The sequence below is a fragment of the Paenibacillus campi genome (assembly GCF_034659835.1).
GTDB lineage: Bacteria > Bacillota > Bacilli > Paenibacillales > Paenibacillaceae > Saccharibacillus > Saccharibacillus campi.
Map to the genome: position 1 here is coordinate 127,430 of NZ_JAXSQZ010000002.1, position 21,855 is coordinate 149,284.

The 21,855-nt window shown below is 46.4% G+C and carries 18 protein-coding genes; 8 read left to right on the plus strand and 10 right to left on the minus strand.

Translation table 11 applies throughout. From position 1 onward, the window contains the following. Positions 1-111: 111 nt before the first annotated feature. The gene (locus U1I11_RS05925; RefSeq protein ID WP_322904676.1) at positions 112-1,050 is read left to right on the plus strand and encodes a sugar-binding transcriptional regulator; all 939 of its coding nucleotides are present in this window, start codon (positions 112-114) and stop codon (positions 1,048-1,050) included. Between the two features lie 385 nt (positions 1,051-1,435). On the opposite strand, the gene U1I11_RS05930 is transcribed toward U1I11_RS05925, so the two are convergent. The 3 genes from U1I11_RS05930 to U1I11_RS05940 all read right to left on the minus strand — a co-directional run bounded on the left by U1I11_RS05930 (position 1,436) and on the right by U1I11_RS05940 (position 6,242). Beyond that, positions 1,436-2,626 carry a DUF418 domain-containing protein gene (locus tag U1I11_RS05930; protein WP_322904677.1) on the minus strand — a complete coding sequence of 397 codons (1,191 nt, stop codon included), beginning with the start codon at positions 2,624-2,626 and terminating at the stop codon, positions 1,436-1,438. Positions 2,627-2,695: 69 nt separating this feature from the next. After that, positions 2,696-4,516 (minus strand): ABC transporter ATP-binding protein, encoded by a 1,821-nt coding sequence (locus U1I11_RS05935; protein ID WP_322904678.1) that lies wholly within the window; start codon positions 4,514-4,516, stop codon positions 2,696-2,698. Next, positions 4,491-6,242 carry an ABC transporter ATP-binding protein gene (locus U1I11_RS05940; RefSeq protein WP_322904679.1) on the minus strand — a complete coding sequence of 584 codons (1,752 nt, stop codon included), beginning with the start codon at positions 6,240-6,242 and terminating at the stop codon, positions 4,491-4,493. Before U1I11_RS05940 ends, U1I11_RS05935 begins: the two co-directional genes overlap by 26 nt. 133 nt (positions 6,243-6,375) lie before the next feature. On the opposite strand from U1I11_RS05940, the gene U1I11_RS05945 reads away from it, so the two are divergent. Next, a complete protein-coding gene (locus U1I11_RS05945) occupies positions 6,376-7,197 on the plus strand; it encodes a MerR family transcriptional regulator (RefSeq protein ID WP_322904680.1) in 822 nt (273 codons plus the stop codon). Between the two features lie 298 nt (positions 7,198-7,495). On the opposite strand, the gene U1I11_RS05950 is transcribed toward U1I11_RS05945, so the two are convergent. From U1I11_RS05950 to U1I11_RS05975, 6 genes are read right to left on the minus strand one after another with little or no spacing between them, the layout of a single operon-like run. Continuing rightward, positions 7,496-8,686, minus strand: coding sequence for an aminotransferase class I/II-fold pyridoxal phosphate-dependent enzyme (locus tag U1I11_RS05950; protein ID WP_322904681.1), 1,191 nt, complete (start codon positions 8,684-8,686; stop codon positions 7,496-7,498). Between the two features lie 21 nt (positions 8,687-8,707). Further along, a complete protein-coding gene (locus tag U1I11_RS05955) occupies positions 8,708-9,886 on the minus strand; it encodes an MFS transporter (RefSeq protein WP_322904683.1) in 1,179 nt (392 codons plus the stop codon). Then, complete coding sequence (locus U1I11_RS05960; RefSeq protein ID WP_322904684.1) at positions 9,883-11,304, minus strand: alanine--anticapsin ligase; 1,422 nt, start codon at positions 11,302-11,304, stop codon at positions 9,883-9,885. Before U1I11_RS05960 ends, U1I11_RS05955 begins: the two co-directional genes overlap by 4 nt. Positions 11,305-11,325: 21 nt before the next feature. Further along, positions 11,326-12,087: a glucose 1-dehydrogenase gene (locus U1I11_RS05965; protein ID WP_322904685.1), complete on the minus strand. Its 762-nt coding sequence runs from the start codon at positions 12,085-12,087 to the stop codon at positions 11,326-11,328. A gap of 25 nt (positions 12,088-12,112) precedes the next feature. Further along, positions 12,113-12,811, minus strand: a complete 699-nt coding sequence (locus U1I11_RS05970; RefSeq protein WP_322904686.1) for a cupin domain-containing protein — start codon at positions 12,809-12,811, stop codon at positions 12,113-12,115. Positions 12,812-12,822: 11 nt separating this feature from the next. Further along, the gene (locus tag U1I11_RS05975; protein ID WP_416235488.1) at positions 12,823-13,425 is read right to left on the minus strand and encodes a type 2 periplasmic-binding domain-containing protein; all 603 of its coding nucleotides are present in this window, start codon (positions 13,423-13,425) and stop codon (positions 12,823-12,825) included. Between the two features lie 459 nt (positions 13,426-13,884). On the opposite strand from U1I11_RS05975, the gene glmS reads away from it, so the two are divergent. Then, on the plus strand, positions 13,885-15,693 hold the full coding sequence (glmS, locus tag U1I11_RS05980; RefSeq protein ID WP_322904689.1) for a glutamine--fructose-6-phosphate transaminase (isomerizing): 1,809 nt from the start codon (positions 13,885-13,887) through the stop codon (positions 15,691-15,693). A 150-nt stretch (positions 15,694-15,843) separates the two neighbouring features. Here glmS and U1I11_RS05985 read toward each other — a convergent pair whose 3' ends face one another. Continuing rightward, positions 15,844-16,617 carry an SDR family oxidoreductase gene (locus tag U1I11_RS05985; protein ID WP_322904690.1) on the minus strand — a complete coding sequence of 258 codons (774 nt, stop codon included), beginning with the start codon at positions 16,615-16,617 and terminating at the stop codon, positions 15,844-15,846. Positions 16,618-16,927: 310 nt separating this feature from the next. Here U1I11_RS05985 and deoC point away from each other — a divergent pair, with 310 nt between their 5' ends. From deoC to deoD, 5 genes are all read left to right on the plus strand, one after another. Continuing rightward, entirely contained in the window at positions 16,928-17,593 is a 666-nt protein-coding gene (gene deoC, locus U1I11_RS05990) for a deoxyribose-phosphate aldolase (protein WP_322904691.1), read from the plus strand. Positions 17,594-17,800: 207 nt separating this feature from the next. Beyond that, positions 17,801-18,199: a cytidine deaminase gene (locus U1I11_RS05995; protein ID WP_322904693.1), complete on the plus strand. Its 399-nt coding sequence runs from the start codon at positions 17,801-17,803 to the stop codon at positions 18,197-18,199. A 274-nt stretch (positions 18,200-18,473) separates the two neighbouring features. After that, on the plus strand, positions 18,474-19,655 hold the full coding sequence (locus tag U1I11_RS06000) for a NupC/NupG family nucleoside CNT transporter (protein WP_322904694.1): 1,182 nt from the start codon (positions 18,474-18,476) through the stop codon (positions 19,653-19,655). A 117-nt stretch (positions 19,656-19,772) separates the two neighbouring features. Further along, complete coding sequence (gene deoB / locus U1I11_RS06005; protein ID WP_322904695.1) at positions 19,773-20,954, plus strand: phosphopentomutase; 1,182 nt, start codon at positions 19,773-19,775, stop codon at positions 20,952-20,954. A gap of 152 nt (positions 20,955-21,106) precedes the next feature. Further along, a complete protein-coding gene (gene deoD, locus U1I11_RS06010; protein ID WP_322904696.1) occupies positions 21,107-21,814 on the plus strand; it encodes a purine-nucleoside phosphorylase in 708 nt (235 codons plus the stop codon). Positions 21,815-21,855 lie beyond the last annotated feature (41 nt).

The following is a 21,855-nucleotide window of genomic DNA, read 5'->3' on the forward strand; positions in this document are numbered from 1 at the left end:
GATCTGAAACATAAATCGGCAGTACAAGCAGATGGGCTAGTGTACAACTGTTCCTGCAGCATCGGCTACGCTACAGGCAGATTATATAAATAGAGATGTGGGATGAGACGTATGGATAATGATAAACAACGGTTGAGTATAGAGGCGGCACGGCTGTATTATTTGTCGGATTATAGCCAGCAGGAAATTGCGACACGACTGGGCGTTTCGCGTCCAACCGTATCACGGCTGCTGCAACTCGCCAAGGAGAAAGGCTATGTACGAATCGATATCGTCGATCCGTTGGAAGATTTGGACGCGCTTGGTGAGCAGTTGCGCCAGCAATACAGCTTGGAAGCGGTACATGTCTGTTATTCACCTGCCAATGAATATAAAGAAATCCAAAAACATATTAGCAAACGTGCGGCTGAATATTTGTACGACATCGTTCAGGATTCGGACATTATCGGTGTCACCTGGGGACGTACGATGTACTCGATCGCCCGCCAACTGGAACAAAAGCAAGTGCGTGGTGTGGAAGTGGTACAGCTTAAAGGCGGTGTTAGTCACTCGCATATTAATACATATGCGGCGGAAACGGTCAATTTGTTTGCTGAAGCTTTTCATACAAGTGCTCGTTATTTGCCATTGCCAGTCATTTTCGACAGTATTGAAGTGAAGCGTATGGTTGAAGCAGACCGTCATATCCAGCGTATTATCGAACTTGGTAGACAGGCGAATATTGCGATGTTTACCGTCGGGACGGTCAAGCAAGATGCGTTGCTGTTTCAGCTCGGTTATTTTAACGAGGAAGAACAGCGTCTGCTGCAACGTACTGGTGCCGGTGATATTTGCTCCCGTTTTTTTGATGTCAATGGCAACATTTGCAGCCCTGCTATCAACGAACGTACCGTCGGCATTGACCTGCCTGATTTGCGCAAAAAAGAGAAATCGATCCTTGTCGCCGGCAGCCAGCGCAAAATCGACGCCATCCGCGCCGCATTGGTCGGCAAATATGCGAATATTTTAGTGACCGATCAGTTTACGGCACAGGCGTTGTTGGCGGAGTAGGGTGAGGGCGGTAAAAGTGTGATGGGCGAAAACGATCGCTTTTTACGAATTACCGGTGTACGTGTAAGGTGAAAACAGTAAACGTGTGCTGGAACAGAGTGACGATTATAAATGTAGCTCGGTTGAAACGTATGTATAGTGTTTGATTTGGATAAGCTTGCGGTCGATTGGGCGGGAAGCTTTTTATGAGTGTACATTATGCAGTACGAAACACGGTTCATAGTTATAGTAGAAGTTGGCTATGAGCAGCAATTAGAAGATAGTGATGTGCAAATGAAAATAGAGAGCACAATCCTGCGATTGCCCTCTCTATTTCATCATAATTCACTTGGTAAAAATTTTTGTCCAACACAAACACGGAGATAGCAAAGTCATCTTCCACGTTTTAAACTGCCTGTGATCTCGTCGTGCGTTCATTTTTAGCATTTGTCATCTTGCCATATGTCAATTTGCGCCATACCCACTCCACTGGGCCATATTTGAAACGCTTCAACCAGAGCGAGCTAAACGTAATCAAGAACAGAAATACACCGAAGCCAATCGCAGCTACACCGACTGGTTGGACGAGCTTGCCCAGTCCCAAACCATAATCGAAAAACAGCCATGTACCGATCGTCGAATGCAGTAAATAACAAGTTAGCGACATCCGACCGACATTGCCCATCAGCATCAATAACGGACGTAAGCGGCTAACGTGTAAAAATAGCATCGCTAGTGAACTCATATAAAACAAGCTGCCGATGACCCCGCCCAGCTGATTGATCATCGTCGTGATGCCAAAGCTTTGCATCGCCATGCCGGAACCATTTAATGTGCTAATAATAGTACTCGTTTCCACAAACAAAAAGCAGCAAGCACATACAATCCAAATACGGTACCAAAGTTTCTTTTTCGTTTCCATCTGGTGAAATAGACCTTGTTTCACAAAATACATACCGAGCAAAAACATCATTAACATCGGAATAATCATCGTTGGAGCTGTGCTAATAAAGCTGCCAGCTTCGGCAAAGCGTGCGCCGATAGAAGCGAGATAAGACGAGTTAGTTCCGTTATCAGCAAATAATTCTGTACCTGAAACGGATTGTGGCTGCAATATCCAGCTTAACGGCAACAGACTGGACAGCACCATCAGTACAGCTGACCAGATCAGCAATGTGCGAGGACGACATTTGTAAAAAGCGAGCAATAGCAAGCCGGTCACAGCATAATACGTTAAAATATCGCCAGACCATATCAATGTGATATGAAGCAATCCAAATCCAAACAATACGACAAGTCGACGCATAAATATGATCCTTGGGGCATCAAACCTCGTTTCAGCCCGATTCATAAAAATAATAAACCCGATTCCAAACAAGAACGAGAATAACGTATAAAATTTTCCTTCGGCAAACCATTGAACAAGCAGTTGAGTAAAGCTTTCCGATGAATCGGTCATAAGCGAGCTTGAAGTTGCGATAATAAAATAATTGACCATAATAATACCGAGCATCGCAAAGCCGCGTACGATATCCAAAAAGTGGAGTCGATCACGGGCAGCGATTGGAACCGACTGCTCTTTTACTTGCATTGTCATTGTTAATTGCTCCTTTGGCTGAATAGTGTATATGCGTGTGCTTTTATATTGTTCTATCCGGTGTGCTTTTTATTGCCACTCTAACACCCCGGTATACAACCGATAATAATTGCCCTTCAATCGAATCAATTGATGATGGTTGCCGCGCTCGATAATTTTGCCTTTTTCCATGACCATAATGGCGTCGGCGTTGCGCACCGTAGACAGGCGGTGCGCGATCACGAATACGGTGCGGTTTTGCATCAGATTGTCCATGCCGGATTGTACGAGTGCTTCAGTGCGCGTATCGATGGAAGATGTCGCTTCATCCAAAATCATAACTGGCGGATTGGCGATCGCGGCTCTGGCGATGGCGAGCAACTGGCTTTGCCCTTGCGACAAACTATTGCTGCTGCCGTCCAGCATCGTGTTATAGCCTTGTGGCAAGCGCTCGATAAAGCTTGCGGCATGAGACAGCTTGGCTGCCTCGATCACTTGTTCATCGCTCGCTTCCAGACGACCATACCGAATATTGTCTGCTACTGTACCGGTGAACAGATGCGTATCTTGCAATACGATACTAAGCGAACGACGCAAATCGGCTTTGCGTATGCGCTGGATCGAGATGCCATCGTATACAATGTCGCCTTCATCAATTTCATAAAAGCGGTTGAGCAAATTCGTTACCGTCGTTTTGCCTGCCCCGGTAGCGCCGACAAAAGCGAGCTTTTGCCCCGGTTGCGCGCACAGTGTCATATCGTGCAGCACCTGTTTGTTGCCATCATAAGAGAAGGAGACGTTAAGGAACTCGACTTTGCCTTGTAAAGGAACGGTAGAGCCATCTTCCAACCGCCAACACCATCCGCTATCTTGTCCGTCTCGTTCCAATGTAACCTGTCCTTGATCCGGTTCCGGCTGCTCATCCATTAAGCTGAAAATGCGCTTGGCGCCTGCCAGCGCAACGACAAACATGTTCACCTGAGAAGAAATTTCAGCGATCGGCATCGTAAAGTTTCTCGACAGGCTTAGAAAAGCGGCGATGCTGCCTAATGTCAAGCCTGCGTCCCAGCCGGAAATCGCCAGCCCACCACCGATAATGGCGACGGCGACATAGATCAATGTCGCCATATTTTCATTGAGCGGCATCAAAATGTTGGCATATTGGTTAGCGGTGGAGGAACGCTGAAACAGCTCATCATTCAGACGGGCAAATTGCCGGGTGACCTGTTGCTCACGGCTGAACGTCTGGATGACCTTTTGCCCGTGAATCATTTCTTCAATATAGCCATCTACGACACCGATCGCTTCCTGTTGTTGGAAAAAGTGATCGGTTGCCTTTGTGCCTACCTTTTTGGTCGTCAAGAGCATAAGCAGTGCACCGAGTACGACGATGATCGTTAACGGCACGTTAAGATACAGCATCGTACCGAGCACGACGAGCAGCGTCACAACCGTAGACAAAATTTGCGGCACACTGTCGGTCAGCATCATATTGAGTGTGTCCACATCATTCGTATAATGACTCATCACATCCCCATGTGCTTTACGGTCAAAATAACGTAGCGGCAGTTTTTGCATACGGCGGAACAACTCGTCACGAATATTTTTCATAATTTGCTGTGAGATCGTAATCATCAGTCGTTTGGAGACAAATGCGCTGATGATGCCAGCGAGATAGATGACCGCAAGTATGATTAATGCTTGCAACAATGCGTCAAAGACGGGATTGCGATTGCCGATTAAAGGTACGATAAAATCATCGATCAGCAAGCGTAAAAATGCCGCCGATACGACCGACACCGCAGAGCTGGCAAGTACGAGCAACAGCACGAGCAACAGCTTGAATTTGAACGGTTTAAAATGCGAGAGCAGACGCAGTATCGTGTTACTGTAACTGATGCTGTTCGGCATCTTGTTCCTCTCCTTTCGTTTGGGTATAATACGCTTCCTGATAAATGGAACTGCGTTGCAGCAATTCGATATGAGTACCGATATCGACGAGCTTACCTTCGTCCAGCACGATAATTTGATCGGCAGCTTCCACCGAGGCGATGCGCTGCGCGATAATGATTTTGGTCGTAGTCGGCATGTATTGTTGTAATGCTTGACGAATCAACAGATCGGTGCGTGTATCGACCGCACTAGTGGAATCATCGAGAATGAGAATTTTAGGTTTTTTCAATAATGCGCGTGCGATACAGAGCCGCTGCTTTTGCCCACCGGATACGTTATTGCCGCCTTGGGCAAGCTGTGTATCGTATCCGTCGGGAAAGGACATAATAAATTCATGCGCCTGCGCTGTTTTACATGCTGCGATCAATTCCGCCTCGGTTGCCGCTTCGTTGCCCCAACGTAAATTTTCTTTGATTGAGCCTGCAAACAATACATTTTTTTGCAACACCATCGCGACTTCGCTGCGCAGTACATGTAACTCATAGTGTTTAACATTGATGCCGCCGACGAGCACTTCGCCAGCGCTTGCATCATACAGTCGTGGAATGAGCTGCACGAGCGATGATTTGGCACTGCCGGAGCTGCCGATGATACCGATCGTCTGTCCGGCACGAATATGGAGATCGATGCCGGACAAGGCATATTTATCGCTATGTTCCGCATAACGAAAAGATACATTGCGAAATTCAATCTCACCGCTAGGCAATGCGGTTACAGGCTCAAGTGGGTTTACGATGTCTGGCTTTGTCTGCAATAAATCGTAAATCCTTCCGGCTGAAGCGCGGGCAATCGCGATCATAATGAACACGATGCCTAGCGTCATCAAGCTCATCAAAATTTGCATCGAATAGGCGAATATGCTCGTCAGTTCGCCGGTTGTCATCGCCTGACTGACGACAAGCTGCGCGCCGATCCACGAAATAAGTAGCATCACCGTATACAGTATGATTTGCATAAATGGCAGTTCATACGACAGTAGCCGCTCCGCTTTCACCATTTCGGTGAAGATTTTATGCGAGACGCGTTGAAATTTACTCGTCTCATGCTGCTCGCGTACGTACGATTTGACGACACGGATACCGCGTACATTTTCCTGAACGACTTTGTTCAGCTCATCATAACCGGCAAAGGCACGTTCAAAGATCGGGAACGCATATTTCATAATGGCTAGCACACCTGCCGCCATAATCGGAATGATGACTAGAAATGATAACGCAATCGTCGGACTGATGCGAAACACCATCACCGTCGCGAAGATGATCATAATCGGACTGCGAACGGCGATCAGCAGCACCATAACAAATGCATTTTGCACATGCGTCACATCGGTCGTCAGTCGGGTGACGATACTTGAAGTCGAAAATTGATCCAGGTTGGCATACGAAAGCTGCTGTACATGGCGAAACAGATGGTCACGCAAATTTTTGCCGAATCCCGCCATCGCGATCGCGGAATAGCGGGCTGCAAATACGCCGAATACTAATGAGACGAGCGCATATAACACTAGGATCAAGCCGTATTTGGCAATTTGGTTCATCTGTCCACCGCTGATGCCTTGATCGATCAGTTGTGCGATAAAGAGCGGAATTGCCACTTCCATCGCCACCTCGCCTAACAGAAACAGAATCGTCAGCCACGCATGTTTGCGATATGGGCGGACGTTTTGTAGCCATATTTTGAACATCGAATATTCTCCTTTTGCACGTGAACATGTCGGATAGTTGTGCAGTTTACCGAGTAAACGTACTGAATCGGTGTTATCATAAACTGTATAGTAACTATACAGTCAACATTGTTTTTAGGATGGGGGAGTTTATGTGCATCAGAGCGAATTCATATCGATTAGCGCTTTTTCTAAAATGGCACAGATTTCGCGTCAAACGTTAATTTATTACGATCGGATGGGGTTATTAAAGCCGGTATTTGTTCATGACAATGGTTACCGTTACTATCATCCAGGGCAATTGGATACGGTCGCGGTAATTACGATTTTGAAAGCACAAGGAATGTCGCTTCATGATATACGCGCACATTTGCATCAGCGCACTCCCGCAAGCACGCTCGAATTGTTGCGTAAGCAGGAGCAGATGATCCAGCAACAGATCGCCAAGCTAGAACGAACCCGGCAAATGATCCGTATGCAGGCTGACAATATTGAGCTTTCGATGCAGGTGGACATTAACGAGATGCAAGTGATCTGGCAGCCGGACATACCGCTGCTAATAAGCAAACGCATTCGTTTGCCAAAAGTGGATTTTCCGGAAAGTTTGTGGGAGGATTTTCAAGTACGGTTGCAAAATGAGCATGCACCAATCGGCTATCCGGGGGGCATTATCGTTGAGCGGGAAGATATGTTAAACCGGGATGGCGATCGGATGTCATATATGTTCAGTCGGATGGAAACGCAAGTAGAGCAACAGCACTATATGCCAGCAGGTTATTATCTAGTCTCGTATACGCGGGCGGATTATGGTGATACGGACAAAATTTATCCGCGTATTTTCGATCATATCGAGCAGCAGCGTTATACGATTATAGGTCATGCTTATGAAGAATATGTACAGGATGAAGTATCACTGCAAAATCCGGATGAGTATTTAGTACGAATTATGGTGCAGATTGCACAACCGTCAGTGTAGCAGTGCGCTTGCACAGTTGCAGAGCAATCATCATCCGCGCATAGTGAATCGAATCAGGGCGTATATGCAAACTTGGCGTGTTGGGGCAGTCATCACTACGGTATGGATAAGGGAACGGACGCCTAGCTCGTACGGGCATCTATGCAAGGGAAGGAGATGGTAGATTCCTATGCTCCAATCGATATAGTCTTTTGTTGCGCAAAAGCATCCCACCCGCATAGTGACAGCGCACAGCACCAAACAAGCGCCTGTATCGCATACGGATACAAGCGCTTGTTTGGTAAGATGGATCGATAAATTATATCGCACCGGCAAAGTCGATTTTTAATGCCGCCAGTCGATCGATAAGCTCCTGCAAGCGCTCATGGTCAACAATCATCGAGAAACGTACATATTGTCGTGCCTCCGTGCCAAAAATAGCGCCCGGTGTAACAGCGATATGTGCTTTGTCCAGCAGCAGTTTGGTAAAAGAAAATGAATCCCAGCCTGGTGGCACAGGTGCCCATACGTAAAACGTTCCACCAGGTTTAGCAATAGACCAGTTCAGCACGGTGCGGCAGCGTTCGATAAAATAATCGGTACGCTGTTCATACAGCTCCGCCAATTGCTGTACACAGTGCTGATCGTCCAGCAGCGCGGATGCGGATGCTTGCTGAATCGCACCAAACAAACTGACAAACACATGGTCTTGAAACGCATTGATCGCTTGAATCATCTGGCGATTGCCGACGGCAAAAGCGACACGCCAACCTGCCATATTGTACGTTTTGGACAATGTGTAAATTTCGATACCGGTTTGTTTGGCACCTGGCGATGACAGAAAGCTAAGCGGTTTGTGCCCGTTTAAGCCGAGACCGGCATAAGCAAAATCATGCACAATTCCGATATTGTACTGCTCTGCCAGCCGAACGGTGTCATCAAAAAAAGAACGTGTCGCAATCGCACCTGTCGGATTGCTCGGATAATTTAAATACATCAGCTTTGTTTGTTGTAACAGCTTGTCATCCAAAGCGGTATAGTCGGGTAAGTAGCCGTTATCTGGCGACAACTTCATATAGTGCGGAAGCGCCTGCGCCATCAGCAAGCCGGACAAATATTCAGGATAACCGGGATTGGGCAGCAGCACCGTATCACCCTGATTAAGCAGCGCTTGACTGACCGCATATAACGCCGCTTTGCCGCCATTGAAAATGGCGATTTCCTCGTGCGGATCAATCGTGACGCCATAGTCCCGTTTATAAAAAGCGCTGATCGCTTCCTTAAAAAAAGTATACCCACGAAATGGAGCATATTTATGCAGCAACGGATCGGCTGCCGCCTGTTGCAGCGAGTGTACGATATGCGGTGGTGTCGGACGATCCGGATTGCCCTGACTGACATTAATAATATCAATGCCTTGCTGCACCATATGATTGACTTCATTGATAATAACGGAAAATTCCTGATCCGGTAATTGCTGTACACGAATCGAGGGAGAGATCACAACCATAATTCAGCTCCTTTATTGACATTACACGCCTATTTGCTTGGATTGCTGCATATGCAATCGGTTCACCATCGACGTATGGACGAACAATGCGGTCAGTACAAGAGCGACCACGATTACGATCCATGTTGTATGCATCAAGTTGATCAAAATCGAGCCAAACGAAATAAATAAGCCGATCATCGCTTCCGATACGGCGAATATGCGCCCTTGCATAGCATTGGAAGAATGCTCCTGTACTTTAACTTTGGCAAGCACTTCACCATACTCCATCGCAATGAAAAATCCATTCGCTGCGATCAAGGCGATCCAAAAGCTGCCGGAAAAAGTAAACAGCGACAGAGAAACTAGACTTAACAGCACAAAATAAGCCAATCCTTTCGTATTGTTAAAGCCCCAGCGTCCAACGAGATGCGCACCGATAAAACCACCGACCCCGATACAGATCGTCAAAATAAAATTACCGACTTCTCCGTCTCCGATATCGTGGCTCACCACCGGGAAATAACTGTACATAATGCCCCATAACAGCGCCATCGTCATCATCGTTAGCACGCCGTTTAATACAAATGGATTGCGAATAATCTCATGCAGACCGGCGCGCAGTGAAGCGGCGGCAGTATGTACATTTGCCTTTGGTGCCGTATGAACTTGTACCGGCAGCTTCATTTTGCGCAAAAACAGAGCGGACGCAAAATAAGTAAGCGCATTAAACAGCACTGCCCATTTGACCGAGCCACTGACCAAAAACAATGCACCTACACATGCTCCCGCCACAATAAACAATGTGGTCGCTTTGGCAAAAATCGTATTCACATATTTAATATCGTCTCCAAGCGAAGACATAACCGCCAACCGGGCAGGGTTAAAAAATACACCACTACCGTAGCAGCATAATAGCAAAATCAAAAACAGCGAAGCATATTGTCCTTCCGGCAAAAAAGCGATCCCGGCAAACATACAGCCGCGAATTATATCCGTCCAGATCATAATTTTCAAGCGATCCCAGCGGTCGATAAGCGGACCGAGAAATGGTTGCAAAATCGTCGGCAAGCTGCGTACGATAATAACGCCGGATGTGACCCAGTAATCCGCGTAATACGTCGACAAAATAAGCAGTGCAGGCAGTACGCAATAATCGCCCATATAAGACAGCGCCTGCCCGATCAGCAGCATACGCGAATTGAAATTCATTTTGTTCATACGGAAACCGGGTCTTTGCCGCTCACCAGGCGTGCGTTTTGTTTCATGTTTTGAATCGTTTGCACGATATGTTCGGAGCGGGAAGCTTGCAGTTCCAAATAAGCGAGCCCGTTAAAAGCTTCAAACAAGCTCAAATCGACGAGTGTGCCGGCAGCGATGGTGTGGTATGACGTAATAACGGTATCGCCGGCAAGCACCTCATCGCCCAGCTCTATTCGTTCAAATAAAAGCTGCTCCGCATGTTGTGCTAGTTGACCGTTCACGATAAAATCATGCGGATACAGGTGGAAGTCCGCCACATACGTAGCCGGAGCGGTCAGCAAGCCGGCAGGCAATTGCTGTGAATAACCATCACACAAAATATCGGCAAGCAGCTGTGCGGCATCAATGCCAAACGCCTTTTTAATATTCGGAATCATATTCCAGCCAGCAAACCGGGCGGCGGTTTCAATAATGCCCACTTCTCTATTTTTCATCAGTTTGACTTCGGTGTGGGTAGCGCAGTATTGCAAGCCTAAACCTTCATTTGCTTTTTTCACCGCTTCGATAATGCGCTGCTGTGCATCATAATCCAAAATGGTGGATGTAATATGCGCTGTTTCGGTAAAGCCGATTTGCGGTGTTTTGTCATGGATGGCGAGCGGATAATAATGCCCGTCAATCATCAAACCTTCAACACTGACATAATCGGAGTAGCCAGGTACGGTGTACCAATCATCATATTCTCCTTGCAAAAACTGCTCTACGATAAACGGTGCCTCATACGTAACCGCTTTAGGTACATTGATGCCTTGCAAATAAGCTTGAGCTTGCAAAAATAGCTGTTCGGCATCGTCAGCGTCATACATAAAAGTAACACCGATCGAGCTGGCAAGATAAGTCGGTTTAAGCACTAGCGGAAAGCCGACTTCGGCAATCGCCGCCTGGAAATCGTCCAGCGTAGTGACCCGGTAGCTGCGGATCGCTTTTACGCCGGAACGGTTGAACGACTCACGCATTCTGTTTTTGTCACGTGCTTTGACTGCCGCTTCTGCGCCTGCACCGCGCAATCCTAATCGTTCGCATGCTTTTGCCATCGGCGCAATAAACAATTCGTTGTTCGTTGTAATGGCGCTCACGTCAAATTGTTTAGCGATACGTACGATATCTTCCACCACTTCGGCTTCCGATTTGGCATATTCCTCATGCGCCCAGTAGATCGATTCCGGATGTTCAAAATCACGAATATGTTGGAAATAGTCCATATCTTTAATGATGGCGACCGAATACGTTTCGATCAGCCGGGCATGGGTTTGCGTAATCGCAAACGGACGCGGAATATAGCTGATAATATTGTACTTTTCGGCTACACTTTCGTAAAACATATGCGGCGGACAGCCGCCCAAATCAGCGATTACTAGTATTTTTTGGCGAGTCATTCGTAGTTCCTCCATTCGTCCTTATCTGGCAGTATAACCGCCATCCACAGTCAAAGCGGCACCTGTCATATAGCTGGACAGATCGGATGCTAGAAACAGCATCGCATTTGCGATATCCTGTGTCGTTCCGAGGCGGCCGAGTGGGCTTAACTTGGATTTTTCTTTTTTGATGGTGGCGAGTGTGCCTTCATGATTGGCGGTAAATGATTGCTCGTTCAGCGGTGTATCGATAATGCCTGGACAGATGCAATTGACCCGTATGTTGTAAGGGGCATATTCGATCGCGAGCGACTTGGTTAGCTGCAATACCGCGCCTTTGCTGGCATTGTAAGCAGGGATACCGGGCCAGGCAACTAGTCCGCTGACCGAGCAGGTGTTAATAATCGTGCCTTTGTTGATTGCCATCATATATTTCAACACATGTTTGCTACACAAAAAAACACCGGTCACATTCACATTCATCAGTCGATTCCACTCGCTTAACTCCATCTCATGTAGCGGTGTGCTAATCTCGATGCCAGCATTGTTAATCAACACATCGATCGCACCATATAATGCAATCGTTTGCTCTACTAACCGACTACAATCATCTTCACATGTGACATCGGTAGGGATGAACAGAAAGCGGTCACTGTTCATCTGTTGCTGAATATGTCGTCCTTGCTCCAGACTAATATCGGCGATGACGACCCGGGCACCGGCGAGCCAAAACGCTTTGGCGGTTTGCAGACCGATTCCGGAAGCGCCGCCTGTAATAACAACAACTTTATCGTTTATGTCCATCAATGAAATCATCCTTTACTTCAAATTAGCGATGTTTGCTCGGATTGTAGCGTGGTGGCATAAATACGTTGATAGAGCGGGATTGATGCTCTGATCGGTTAATCGCACTATGCTGCTCGCGCGCCTCGCAAAAATAAGTTACACCGAATTCCATCGTGCGTGTGCAGTCTTCAATCGTCATTTCATAGCCGCCGCCAATGCAAATGCCAAGCTGTTCGTTGCGATGTTTATGCTCCGGCATCGCGCCGCCATTGCCGGGAATTTCAGCCAACATAATTTCAATCCAGTCTGCCACAAAAAAGGTCACTTCCATGCCAGGCAACAAATCTCTTGTTTTGTAAATATCCAGAAAATAACCTTCCGGTGCGGTGTAATTTTCATCTTCTTTCAGGCGTTTAATATCGATCGCGATCACTTCCTGATCGGTCGGGTTGATCGCTCCGTGTGGAATATGAGGGGGCGCAATATACGCGCACTCCAATGCTTTCATATGTCGTTGATGCTCTCCGACCTGCATGACTAGCTCACCGGAAATGACCATACCGAGCTGTGCTTCTTGATGGGCGTGCATGTCCATATGTAAACCAGGCGGAATATAAGAAATCAGAATTTCGGTGCTGCCGCGACGTGTGCAATATTGCTTGATGCCATTGTCCCATTGTTTAACGGTCGGTTCAGGAAAGTACGTTTTTTCGTTGTTAGAAGTATGATGTATAGTGCCCATGCCTCTGCTCCTTAATATTGGGTATTTTTAAACACAGACCAGCTCATCGGAATCGCTTTGAACTCGTGCACAAAATGCAGCCCGTATTGCTGCATCGCAATTTGATTCGTAATTGCGATATTGTATACCCCTTCAGCTACTAGTCTGGCTGCTACACTGGTGGAAGTGACCGTTTCGATCATCGCTGAAGTTCCTAGAAAATACTTTAACAAATTGATCGGAGCCGGATGAGAAACGACCGGTTCACTGGCAAGTGCAGCAAACTGAAACTCATAATCCGGGCGTACAGCAAGCCCATACAGCGGAGTATCACAGCGAAAAAGCTGAATCAAATTAATATGTTTGCGCATGTAAAAGTCATTGATTCCTCCATACGCATGCGGAACGACCACATAATCTAGCCTACCGGCTTCCAGATCATCTATACATTGTTCAAAGGTGGCAAACAGCGTTAATTCGCTGCGGATGCCCTGATTGGACAAGTAATGGAGCGAAAATAAGCTGGCAGCATATTCGCTGCTTGTTCCGCTGGGCCCCAGTGTTCCGATTCTGGCAACAGAAGCTTGCTGACCATTCTGGATTTTCATAAAATCAGTTAATGTCATCAATGTCATCACCATGTTTCGATTTTTTGGAATACCGACACGACCATGCAAACGATTATAGAATACATCATCACCTTTCAGTAAGGATATGAATTGATTTGGATACATAAATTTACATATTACTCATTTAATATAATTTAAGATGCTAAAAATTGTCAATCAAATTTTGGCTGTTTTGGTAGCTTAATCAATTGACGTGTAGCTTAAGCTGTCATTGTATTAGACTGTAGCAGATTGAGTTATAGTTTGAATCGTGCTGATTCGATAATATGTGATCTTTTTTGACGTTTAAAGTAATTTCGTAATGAAAAGAAGAATTGAAAATTTTTTAGAAAATATGGTAATATTTTAAAAGCATTGACATTAAAAGCTGTATACACCGTTTAAATAAGCGGGTTTTTCACCGGAAAAGATGCTTTTTTGCTCACCAAAAGTGACATGATTTTATAATCCATTGGAGGAATGCAGATGTGTGGAATTGTCGGTTATATTGGACAGCAACTGGATACGGAGCATTTTTTGCTTAGCGGTCTGGAAAAATTGGAGTACCGTGGATACGACTCGGCAGGAATCGCGTTGTTAAACGATGAAGGGGTACATGTATTTAAAGAAAAAGGCAGAATAAGCGATTTGCGCAATACGATCCAGGCATCGATTCCAGCCACTCAAGGCATCGGACAAACTCGCTGGGCGACACATGGTGCACCGAACAAAATAAATGCTCATCCTCATCAAAGCGCGTCGCGGCGATTTACATTAGTACATAACGGTGTTATCGAAAATTATGAGTCATTGTATGACACCTATCTTGCTAATGTTCCGCTGCAAAGCGATACAGATACGGAAATTATCGTGCAGTTGGTGGAAACATTCGTAAATGAAGGGCTGGCTGTAGCGGAAGCATTGCTGCGCGTGCTGAATGTGCTCAAAGGTTCGTATGCGATCGCGATGCTCGATAATGAAGATCAGGAGCGAATTTATATTTGCAAAAACAAAAGTCCACTGCTTGTAGGACTGGGCGACGGTACATTTAATGTGTTTGGCTCGGATGCGTTACCGATGATTCATGTGACGAAAACATTTGTGCAGTTATTGGACGAAGAAATGGTCATTGTGGAGCGCGACAAAATTACAATTAAAAATTTGAAAGGCGAAACGATTGTACGCGATTCGTTCGAGATGGAGCTTGATCTGGACGATATTCAAAAAGGAACGTATGACCACTATATGTTAAAAGAAATCGATGAGCAGCCCTTTATCGTACGCAAAATTATACAGCACTATCAAGATGCCAATCAGCGGCTTGCCATCGATGCTGACATCGTGCAAGCGGTCGCTGACTGTGAACGCATTTACGTTATCGCGTGTGGCACAAGCTATCATGCCGGATTAATCGGCAAACAGTATATGGAAAATTGGGCGCAGGTGCCGGTTGAAGTGCATATTGCTAGCGAATTTTCGTACAATACACCGCTGCTCGCTAAACGGGCATTGTTTATTTTTATTTCGCAAAGCGGTGAAACGGCGGATAGCCGGGCGGTATTAAAAAAGATCAAGCAACTCGGCTATGCTGCGCTGACGATTACGAATGTGGTTGGTTCAACATTGTCGCGTGAAGCGGATTACAGCCTATTTTTGCATGCCGGGCCGGAAATTGCAGTCGCTTCGACTAAAGCGTATACCGCTCAGATTACAGTGCTGGCGATTTTGGCAGCCGTAACGGCAGAGCATAAACAGATTTCGTTAGCGTTTGACCTCATGCAAGAGCTAAGTGTAGTCGCCAATGCGATGGAGCTCGTATGTGAGCGTAAGCCGGAAATGCAGCACATCGCTGAACACTATTTGCGTCATTCCAGAAATGCGTTTTTTATCGGCAGACATATGGATTATTACGTGATTTTGGAAGGCGCATTAAAGTTAAAGGAAATTTCGTATATTCAGGCGGAAGGATTTGCCGGCGGTGAGCTTAAACACGGCACGATCGCATTGATCGAAACCGATACGCCGGTTATCGTATTAACGACACAGTCGGGTACGAATCTGGGCATTCGCAGCAATGCCAAAGAAGTTGCCGCACGTGGCGCGCATGTGTGTACGATTGCGATGGAAGGCTTAGCACGGCATGATGATCAATTGCTCATTCCGGCGGTACATGAACAATTAACCCCGTTATTGTCGGTCATTCCGATGCAGATCATTTCTTATTATGCTGCGCTGGCAAGAGGTTGCGATATCGATAAACCGCGTAATCTGGCGAAATCGGTCACAGTGGAATAAATCATCGTTCGGTTCGCTTTAAGCGGGAAGCTAGTATAGCTACAGCCAAACGAGCATTTTAAACGCCAACTGACCCGTCATGCCATAACTTGGCAATGACGGGCTATTTGGCGTTAAAATAAAAATATAAATGCGGCACAGACGAACGTTTTATAGACTGCGCAATGCGCCTCCGTCCACCGATATTTGCTGTCCGGTCACATAGCCCGCATCTTCGCTACATAAATAAGCGATCAAAGAAGCGGCTTCTTGCGCTGTACCCGGACGTTGGGCAGGAATGGAGGCATTGACCGATTGAATCGCTTCGGCTTTGCTGATTTGTTTGTTTTTTTGCAAATTGTTTATGTACTGCTCATAGCGATCGGTTACAATCGTACCGGGGTTTAGGCAATTGACCGTAATTTGCGCAGCCGCCAGCTGGATCGAAATATTTTTGCTAGCATTAACGATCGCTGCATTCATCATCCCGTTCGTAAACATCGTCGCTCCCGGTTCTTTCCAAAAGTTGCCGACCACATTGACGATGCGACCCCATTGGTTTTGTTTCATTAAAGTAACCGCACGCTGCATACAGTGCACATAAGTGACCGTTTTGCCGGTGAAAATGGAAACCGCCTGTTCGGTGTCAAATGAATCAAATGTATCCGGTACGCCACCAGGAATATTGTTGACCAATATGTCCAACCGACCGTATCGCTGTTCGATCTGGTCAAAACATTGCTCACGCAGATGCGGCTCGGTCAGATCACCGATAAACAAACTGTGATCACCAGGGACAATCTGTCGTACTTCTTCCAATACATGTTGTAGTTGATCCGGTCTGCGTGCATTTAAACATAATGTAACTCCTTGTTTGGCTAGAGCGAGCGCGGCAGCTTTGCCGATGCCTTGACTCGCGCCTGAAATGAGGGCAATTTTGTTCATGAATCGTGCTCCTTCGTTATATTTTCCACTATTTTATATTATATGAAGAAGTAGGATGTTACAATGAGCACGGTTTATGATAATATGGATTCGTTTTCCACTTTTTGCTGTCTACTTTTTCATATGAATATTCATGAACAAAAGTTCAAAAACGATTTTACATTTGTTCAAACGGGTGCTATGATAAGTTTACAGACTGACTCGCCTTGATCGATTCGAGCTGAGCAGGCAGTGTCTACTTAGTTCTGTTGATCGCCGTCAGGGTAATACAAAAGTGTAGCATGAATGCATATAAAAGGAGCGAGCATAGATGAATGTAGCAAAGCTGATCGATCATACGCTGCTGAAAGCAGATGCGACCCAAGCTGAAGTTGCGAAGCTGGTAGACGAAGCGAAGAAATATGAATTTGCGTCGGTTTGTGTGAATCCGACCTGGGTGTCCTTTTGCGCGGAACAGTTAAAAGGTACGGGTGTAGATGTATGTACGGTAATCGGTTTCCCGCTCGGCGCAAACACGCCTGAAGTGAAAGCATTTGAAGCTTCCAATGCGATCGCCAACGGTGCAACCGAGGTCGATATGGTCATTAATATCGGCGCCTTAAAAGATGGCGACGACGAGCTTGTATTGCGCGACATGCAAGCGGTTGTCGATGCAGCTAAAGGCAAAGCACTCGTTAAAGTCATTATCGAAACATGTCTGCTAACTGACGAGGAGAAGGTGCGTGCATCCAAGCTAGCGGTACAAGCAGGTGCGGATTTCGTAAAAACATCGACCGGCTTTTCCACTGGTGGCGCAACGGCTGAAGATGTAGCACTTATGCGCAAAACGGTAGGTCCTGACATCGGCGTCAAAGCTTCTGGCGGTGTGCGCAGTGAAGCAGACTTAAACGCAATGGTCGCTGCGGGTGCCACGCGCATTGGCGCAAGCTCCGGTGTGAAGATTATGGAAGGTGGACAATCGTCATCCTCTTACTGAGGATGATCGTTGCATCGGTTGCGGAAGTGCAGGCAAGACAGTCGATACGCTTTGTGCTTCTGCATCTATACGTTACGTAAATAAAGGCAACGCCAATACATGTAACACGAATACATGCGACCCCATTATACACAAACGATAGGTGCGCTTTTCAAATTATCCACATTATAGATGGCAAGTATGATTATCAAGGGAGGCATATATAGTATGAAACAACAATTAATTCAGGCGGCGATCGAAGCGAGACGCCATGCCTATGTGCCATATTCCCATTTTCAGGTGGGCGCTGCGCTGCTCGCTGATGACGGTAACATCTATGGTGGCGCCAACATCGAGAACGCATCGTACGGGCTGACCAATTGTGCAGAACGGACAGCGATCTTTAAAGCGGCTTCGGAAGGGGTGCGCCGGATCGAAGCGATTGCGATCGTCGCTGACACTGAAGGGCCGGTATCACCATGTGGAGCATGTCGACAAGTTATTGCCGAATTTAGCGATGAGCATACACGCATCTATTTGACTAACTTGAAGGGCGATGTTAGTGAATGGAGCATGTCCGAAATTTTGCCGGGTTATTTTCAAGCAAAAGATATGGACAAGGGCTAATGCAAACCCGAATGTGGTGCAGTCGTCACAAACGAGAGCCGGAGACAAAATCATAGTACACATCTTCCGTGCTATGAAACATAAACTCCGTTTTTAAAATGTGAATTAGCATTATTAATCATTTTAAGAAAATATTGTAAGCGCTTTATGGATATCACTCGTACATTTTCATGACTATTTTTGCTGCCGTTTGCACGTTTGGCATGATCGTGTGGACAGGAAGGATGGAGTGCAAAGCGTTCAGACGGCAAAACAGAACAGGAGCTAAACACGTATGAAGTATATTATCGCTATTATCGGCATTTTGATCGTCTTCGGTCTGGCTTATCTCGCCAGCAATGACCGTAAAAATATTCGCTATCGTCCACTAATTACGATGGTCATCATTCAGATTGTGCTCACTTTTATTCTTTTGTATACGACTGTCGGTTCAACGCTCGTTGGCGGATTTTCAGCTATATTTGAGCATTTGCTTGGCTATGCCAAAGTTGGTACCGATTTTGTATTTGGCGGTCTCGTTAATGGTGAAGGCTCGATTCCGTTTTTCTTTAACGTATTAATGCCAATCGTATTTATTTCAGCATTGATCGGTATTTTGCAATATATTAAAGTATTGCCGTTTATTATTCGTATTATTGGCTTGATACTGAGCAAAGTGAACGGTATGGGTAAGCTGGAATCGTATAATGCGGTGGCGTCGGCGGTACTCGGTCAATCTGAAGTGTTCATTTCGGTGAAAAAGCAGATCGGTCTGCTACCTAAACATCGTCTATATACGCTATGTGCATCAGCGATGTCAACGGTATCGATGTCGATTGTCGGCTCGTATATGCAAATGCTGGAACCGCGTTATGTCGTTACTGCACTTGTGCTGAACTTGTTTGGTGGTTTTATTATTGCGTCGATTATTAATCCGTACCGCGTGACCGCGGAAGAAGATATATTGGAAGTGCAAGAAGAAGAAAAGCAAAGCTTTTTCGAAATGTTGGGCGAGTACATTATGGACGGCTTTAAAGTGGCGATTACCGTCGCAGCGATGCTGATCGGTTTTGTCGCTTTGATTGCGATGATTAACGGTTTGTTTGATCTGATCTTTGGTATTACATTCCAAGATGTGCTTGGTTATGCGTTTGCTCCATTTGCATTTATGATGGGTGTGCCGTGGGCAGATGCGGTTACAGCGGGTAGCCTGATGGCAACAAAGCTCGTATCGAACGAATTTGTAGCGATGTTAGAGCTGGGCAAACATCCTGAGCTAAGCGCGCGTGCGATCGGTATCGTATCCGTATTCCTCGTGTCGTTTGCCAACTTCTCATCGATCGGTATTATTTCCGGTGCGGTGAAAGGTTTGCATGAAAAGAAAGGGAACGAAGTTGCCAAGTTCGGTCTGCGCTTGTTGTATGGTGCGACATTAGTTAGCGTATTGTCCGCAACGATCGCTGGTTTGTTCCTGTAAAATAAGGCGGAGCAGCTTTATTTCCAAGCTGTGCCGATTTGTTGTAAAATAGGTTTTTGCATTATTTTGCCGGGCGACTGTGCAGACGGTTGCTCGAATGGAAGGAGCTATACATCAATGACAGCATTTAAACGTGTACACTTAGTTGTAATGGATTCGGTCGGTATCGGTGAAGCGCCTGATGCGGCGGAATTTGGAGATGTGAATGTGGATACATTCGGTCATATCGCCCGTGAACATGGCGGGTTACATATGCCGAATATGGCGAAGCTGGGACTGTCCAACATCCGTGAGATCGAGGGCGTGCCGGTAGCGGACAAACCGCTTGCCTATTATACAAAAATGCAGGAAGCTTCCCGTGGCAAAGACACGATGACAGGTCACTGGGAAATGATGGGGCTGTATATTGATACACCGTTCCGCGTTTTTCCAGATGGGTTCCCGGATGAGCTTATTCAGCGTATTGAAGACAAAACCGGGCGTAAAGTGATCGGTAACAAGCCAGCTAGTGGCACGGAGATTATCGATGAGTTAGGCGAGCAGCATGTGAACACAGGCGCACTAATCATCTACACATCGGCTGATTCGGTGCTGCAAATTGCCGCGCATGAAGAAGTCGTACCGCTGAAGGAACTGTACGAAATTTGCGAGTTTTGCCGTGAGATCACATTGGATGATCCGTATATGCTGGGCCGTATTATTGCGCGTCCATTTGTCGGTGAGCCAGGCAATTTCTCCCGTACGCCCAACCGCCATGACTATGCGCTCAAGCCATTTGGACCGACGACGATGAACGCATTGCAAGCTGCCGGTTTGGATGTAATCGCCATCGGCAAAATTTCGGACATTTACGATGGTGAAGGTGTAACCGAAGCGATTCGCACGAAGTCCAATATGGACGGTATGGACAAGCTCGTTGAAGTAGCTTCCAAGCCATTTCACGGCTTAAGCTTCCTTAACTTAGTCGACTTTGACGCATTGTACGGTCACCGCCGCGATCCGCAAGGCTATGCGGAGGCGCTGGAACAATATGATACACGTCTGCCAGAAGTGTTGCAGCAGCTGGGCGATGACGATCTGTTGATCATCACTGCCGATCACGGCAATGACCCGACTTACATCGGTACAGATCATACACGTGAATATGTACCGCTGCTCGTCTACTCCAAACGTTTTGCTGATGGAGGCAAGCCATTGCCGCTGCGCACTACATTTGCCGATATTGCAGCAACGGTAGCCGACAACTTTGGTGTAACGATGCCGAAATATGGCACAAGCTTTCTAGCTGAACTGAAGTAAACGCTGGCGTGAACATTGCAGTCTAGCTGGCAAAAGAAAGGCATTGTTCCATCTGCTGTCGGATTAACAGCAGATGGGGCGTTACACATAAGCAGAAGATGCTACATCGATCATGTAGCTACTTTAATTTCTATATTGTGGAGGTTTAGATCATGAGTGTTCATATTGGAGCCAAACCCGGCGATATTGCCGAAACGATTTTGTTGCCAGGTGATCCGCTGCGTGCCAAATACATTGCGGATACGTATCTGGAAAATGTAACTTGTTATAACGAAGTACGCGGTATGCTCGGCTTTACCGGTACGTACAAAGGACAGCGTATTTCTGTGCAAGGTACAGGAATGGGTCTGCCTTCGATCAGCATTTATGTAAACGAATTGATTAGCGAATACGGTGTGAAAAACTTGATTCGTGTCGGTACATGCGGTGGTATGCAGGAACATGTACGTGTGCGTGATGTTATTTTGGCACAGGCAGCGAGTACGGATTCCAGCATGAATAACCATATTTTTGGCGGCTATACATTTGCACCAGTTGCGAGCTTTCCGCTGCTCAAAGCAGCCTATGATCGCGGTGTGGACAAAGGTCTGAATTTGCATGTTGGTAATATTTTCAGCTCCGATTCGTTCTATCGTGACGATAAAACGATTACCGGTCGTCTGATGGACTACGGCGTGCTCGGTGTCGAGATGGAGACGAGCGCATTGTACACACTTGCTGCTAAATTTGGCGTGAATGCACTGACGATTTTGACCGTAAGTGATCATCTGCTGACAGGTGAAGAAACGACTGCTGAGGAACGTCAAATGACATTTAACGATATGATGGAAGTGGCGCTGGATGCAGCGATCTCGCTGTAAGTGAATCTGATCCGACTTGTTCGTTAATCGCCTGCTGACAC